This is a genomic window from Protofrankia sp. Cr1 (assembly GCF_963555865.1).
In the GTDB taxonomy this organism is placed as follows: domain Bacteria; phylum Actinomycetota; class Actinomycetes; order Frankiales; family Frankiaceae; genus Protofrankia.
Genome location: NZ_CAUVXO010000421.1, coordinates 1 through 4627, shown reverse-complemented (window position 1 = coordinate 4627; position 4627 = coordinate 1). Strand labels below are relative to the sequence as shown.

Annotated in this window: 3 protein-coding genes; all 3 read left to right on the top strand. The window is 67.8% G+C overall.

Translation table 11 applies throughout. The features are described from left to right. The first annotated feature begins 234 nt into the window (after positions 1-234). The 3 genes from icmF to U9980_RS22795 all read left to right on the top strand — a co-directional run bounded on the left by icmF (position 235) and on the right by U9980_RS22795 (position 4555). Entirely contained in the window at positions 235-3498 is a 3264-nt protein-coding gene (gene icmF, locus U9980_RS22805) for a fused isobutyryl-CoA mutase/GTPase IcmF (protein WP_322769812.1), read from the top strand. Positions 3499-3653: 155 nt separating this feature from the next. Further along, positions 3654-4160 carry a MarR family transcriptional regulator gene (locus U9980_RS22800; RefSeq protein ID WP_322769811.1) on the top strand — a complete coding sequence of 169 codons (507 nt, stop codon included), beginning with the start codon at positions 3654-3656 and terminating at the stop codon, positions 4158-4160. 149 nt (positions 4161-4309) lie between these two features. Continuing rightward, positions 4310-4555 (top strand): type II toxin-antitoxin system VapB family antitoxin, encoded by a 246-nt coding sequence (locus U9980_RS22795; RefSeq protein WP_322769810.1) that lies wholly within the window; start codon positions 4310-4312, stop codon positions 4553-4555. Positions 4556-4627: the final 72 nt, after the last annotated feature.

Genomic DNA, 4627 nt, shown 5'->3' with positions numbered 1-4627 from the left:
GGTGGGCGCATCCCGGACCGCGTGGCTCGCCCTGACCGGTGCGCCCCTGGACGCGGTGACCGCTGTTCGCTGGGGCCTCGTCGACGAGCTTGTCGAGGCTTGATCCGAGGCTTGATCCGACGTTTCGGCAGGTGCGCGCGGACGTTTCGGCGCCTACTATGTGGACATCCTATTATCTGTTGTCCAACTACCGGCGGCGGCACGTGCCTGCCGCGGGGCTCGGAGGTCACAGGGATGAGTGCAGTCGACCGGTCCGCCCTGCATGTGCCGACCAACCCGGTGCGGATCGTTACCGCCGCATCCCTGTTCGACGGGCATGACGCGGCGATCAACATCATGCGCAGGATCCTGCAGTCGCAGGGCGTCGAGGTGATCCACCTCGGCCATGATCGTGGCGTCGACGAACTCGTCACGGCCGCGGTCCAGGAGGACGCGAGCGGGGTGGCGCTGTCGTCCTACCAGGGTGGCCATGTCGAGTACTTCACGTACCTGGTGGAGCGGCTGCGCGAGCGCGGCGCCGGCCACGTGCGGGTGTACGGCGGGGGAGGGGGCGTCATCGTCCCCGAGGAGATCGCCCTGCTGCACTCCCGTGGCGTCGCCCGGATCTTCTCGCCTGAAGACGGCCAGCGCCTGGGCCTGCCCGGGATGATCAATATGATCGTCGCCGCCTGTGACACCGATCTGACCGAGCAGCCCCCGCCGCTGTCGGCGGTCCTCGCCGGTGAGCAGGCCGCGCTCGCGCGGGCGATCACGGTACTTCAGGCCGGAAGGTCGCCCGAACTCGCGGCGCAGCTCCGGGCGGCGGCGCGGCCCGAGGTTCCCGTACTCGGCATCACCGGGACGGGCGGGTCGGGAAAGTCCTCCCTCACCGACGAGCTGTTGCGCCGCTTCCGCGTCGACCAGCAGGACAAACTGCGCATCGCCGTTATCGCGGTAGACCCGACCCGCCGACGGGGAGGCGGCGCGCTGCTCGGTGACCGCATCCGGATGAACGCACTCGGTGACGCCGAGGGTGCGGCCACCATCTTCTTCCGCTCCCTGGCGACCCGGGGTGCCGGCGGCGAACTGCCTGAGCGCATCGGTGACGTGATCGCCGCGTGTCGGGCCGCCGGCTACGATCTGGTCGTCGTCGAGACACCGGGTATCGGGCAGGGCGACGCCGGGATCGTCGACCTCGTCGACGTCTCGCTCTACGTGATGACACCCGAATACGGCGCCGCGTCCCAGCTTGAGAAGATCGACATGCTCGACTTCGCGGACGTCGTGGCGATCAACAAGTTCGAGCGGTCCGGGGCGGATGACGCCCGCCGCGACGTCGCCCGCCAGCTGGTGCGCAACCGGGAGGCGTTCGGTGTGTCCTGGACGGACATGCCCGTTTTCGGGACGAGCGCGGCCAGGTTCAACGACGACGGCGTCACCGCGCTCTACCAGCACCTGACCGGTCTGCTCGCAGTCAAGGGCCTGCCACTGGCAGCCGGAGGGCTACCCACGGTGACGGTTAAGGCGTCCTCGGGGCTTGCCACCGTGGTCCCATCGGCCCGCGTCCGGTACCTGGCGGAGGTGGCCGAGACCGTCCGCGCCTACCACCAGCGCGGCGCTGAGCAGGCCGAGGTGGCGCGCCGGCGCCAGCACCTGCTGACCGCTCGGCGTGAACTCGCCGCCGCAGGCCACGATCAGGGTGCGCTCGACGGCCTCGACAGCCTGCTGGACGATGCCGAGAAGGCCCTGGACCCGACCATCGGGGCACAGCTGGAGAGCTGGCCGGCCACGGTGGCGGAGTACTCCGGCGACGAACTCGTCTACACGGTGCGGGGAAAGGACATCCACACGCCGCTGCGTCGGGTCACCCTCTCGGGCACCTCGATACCGCGGGTGGCGCTGCCGCGCATCAGCGACCACGGCGAACTCGTCCGCTTCCTGCAGGCGGAGAACCTGCCCGGCCGCTTTCCGTTCACCGCCGGGGTGTTCCCGTTCAAGCGGGCCGGCGAGGCACCCGCGCGGATGTTCGCCGGTGAGGGCGACCCGTTCCGGACCAACCGGCGGTTCCATTACCTTTCCCGGGGGTCGGCGGCCACCCGGCTGTCCACGGCGTTCGACTCCGTGACGCTCTACGGCCGCGACCCGGCGCCGCGTCCGGACATCTACGGCAAGGTCGGCACCTCCGGGGTGTCAATCGCGACCCTGGACGACATGTCGGAGCTCTACGCGGGCTTCGACCTGTGCTCGCCGACGACGAGCGTCTCCATGACGATCAACGGCCCGGCGCCGACGATCCTCGCGATGTTCCTCAACGTGGCCGTGGACCAGCGCCTCGACGCGTTCCGGGCCGACCAGGGCCGCGAGCCCACCACCGAGGAGGCCGCGGGCATCCGGGCGCACGCACTGGCGACCGTGCGGGGCACCGTGCAGGCCGACATCCTCAAGGAGGACCAGGGCCAGAACACCTGCATCTTCTCGACCGAGTTCGCGCTGCGGTGCATGGCGGACGTGCAGGAATGGTTCATCGCCCACGGCGTCCGCAACTTCTATTCGGTGTCGATTTCCGGATATCACATCGCTGAGGCCGGGGCGAATCCGATCAGTCAGCTCGCCTTCACCCTCGCCAACGGCTTCACCTATGTCGAGGCCTACCTCGCCCGCGGTATGGCCATTGACGACTTCGCGCCGAACCTGTCGTTCTTCTTCTCCAACGGGCTGGACGCGGAATACACGGTCATCGGTCGGGTCGCCCGGCGGATCTGGGCGGTGGCGATGCGCGAGCGTTACGGCGCGTCGGAACGGTCCCAGATGCTCAAGTACCACGTGCAGACATCCGGGCGGTCTCTGCACGCGCAGGAGATGGACTTCAACGACATCCGCACGACCCTGCAGGCCCTGTGCGCCATCTACGACAACTGCAACAGCCTGCACACCAACGCCTATGACGAGGCGGTGACCACCCCGACCGAGCATTCCGTCCGCCGGGCCCTGGCCATTCAGATGATTATCGACAACGAATGGGGTCTGGCGGGCAACGAGAACCCGTTGCAGGGCTCCTGTGTCGTCGATGAACTCACCGATCTCGTGGAGGAGGCGGTGCTGGCCGAGTTCGAGCGGATCTCCGAGCGTGGCGGCGTGCTCGGTGCGATGGAAACCGGTTACCAGCGCGGTCGCATCCAGGACGAGTCCATGCTGTACGAGCAGCGCAAACATGACGGCACACTGCCGATCATCGGGGTGAACACGTTCCTCGACCCGGCGGCCGACGCCAACCCGCGCGGCCCGGTGGAACTCGCGCGTGCCACCGAGGACGAGAAGCGCTCCCAGCTGGCCCGGCTCGCTGACTTCTCGGCCCGGCACGCGCAGGAGGCGCCGGCGGCGCTGCGCCGGCTGCGGGAAGCCGCAGCCGCCGGCCAGAACACCTTCGACGTGCTCATGGACGCGGTCCGCTGCTGCTCGCTCGGCCAGATCAGCGATGCGTTCTTCGAGGTCGGCGGCCAGTACCGGCGCAATGTCTGATTCATCTGACAGGCACTGATTATTCGGTCAGGTGGTTCGGCTTCGGGCGGTGCTGGGGGACGGGCGGTGCGGGGAGAACGGTGTGCGCGCCGCCTTCGGTCAACTACGCTGGGCGGGAGCCGCGTGTGTCCGAGGTTGTCAGGAGTCATCTGCCCGTGTCCTCCCCGAAGCCGCTGCCGTTCGACCCCATCGAGGAGGCACGGCGGCAGTGGACGGCGCACGGGTGGGCACAGGCCGCCGACGGCATGGCTGCGGTCACCTCCGTGATGCGGGCGCAGCAGATCATCCTCGCCCGGGTGGACGAGGTACTGCGCCCGTTTGACCTGACCTTCGCCCGCTACGAACTGCTCATGCTGCTGCTGTTCAGCCAAGCCGGATCATTGCCGATGAGTAAGGTCGGCAACCGTCTGCAGGTGCATCCGACGAGCGTGACGAGCGCGGTTGACCGGCTCTCCGCCCAAGGGTTCGTCCGGCGCATCCCACATCCGACGGACCGGCGGGCCACCCTGGCGGAGATCACGCCGGCCGGTCGGGACATCGCGACCGCGGCGACCGACCGGCTCAACGAGAGCGTCTTCACCAACCCGGATCTGTCACCTGATCAGATCACCTCGCTCGTCGAGGTCCTGACGGAGTTCCGCGGCCGCGCCGGCGACTTCTGAGCCGGCTGCTGAACCGGCCGCCTTCGGACCACGCACATCCCGACCCGGCGGTATTCACCTGATGTACCGGCCTTGTCACGATCCGACCTGGTGTGTATCGTCGTCTTTGGATCTGCTGACAAGCAAAATACACAGGGGTGTGTATGTTAATGACCATGACGGACGTGCGGACCAACATCGTTGTCAACGACGAGTTGATCGAGGAGGCGATGCGCCTCTTCGGCGTGAACACGCGGCGCGAAGTCGTAGATCTTGCTCTGCGGCATCTCATCGGCCACGCGACCTTCCGACGTCGGGCGCTGGCCATGGAAGGCATGGGGTGGGAAACGGACATGGACGAGATCCGCCCGGGTTTTGTGTCAAATCTCCAGGACGCCTCGGTGGAGGATCGATGATTCTCGTTGACACGTCCGCGTGGGTCGAGTTCTTCCGCAAGACCGAGTCACCGGTCCACCGGCGGTTGCATC

Bases quoted from the DNA above. Each gene is read 5' to 3' on its own strand.
- icmF (WP_322769812.1), top strand. From the start codon at position 235: ATGAGTGCAGTCGACCGGTCCGCCCTGCATGTGCCGACCAACCCGGTG.
- U9980_RS22795 (WP_322769810.1), top strand. From the start codon at position 4,310: ATGACCATGACGGACGTGCGGACCAACATCGTTGTCAACGACGAGTTG.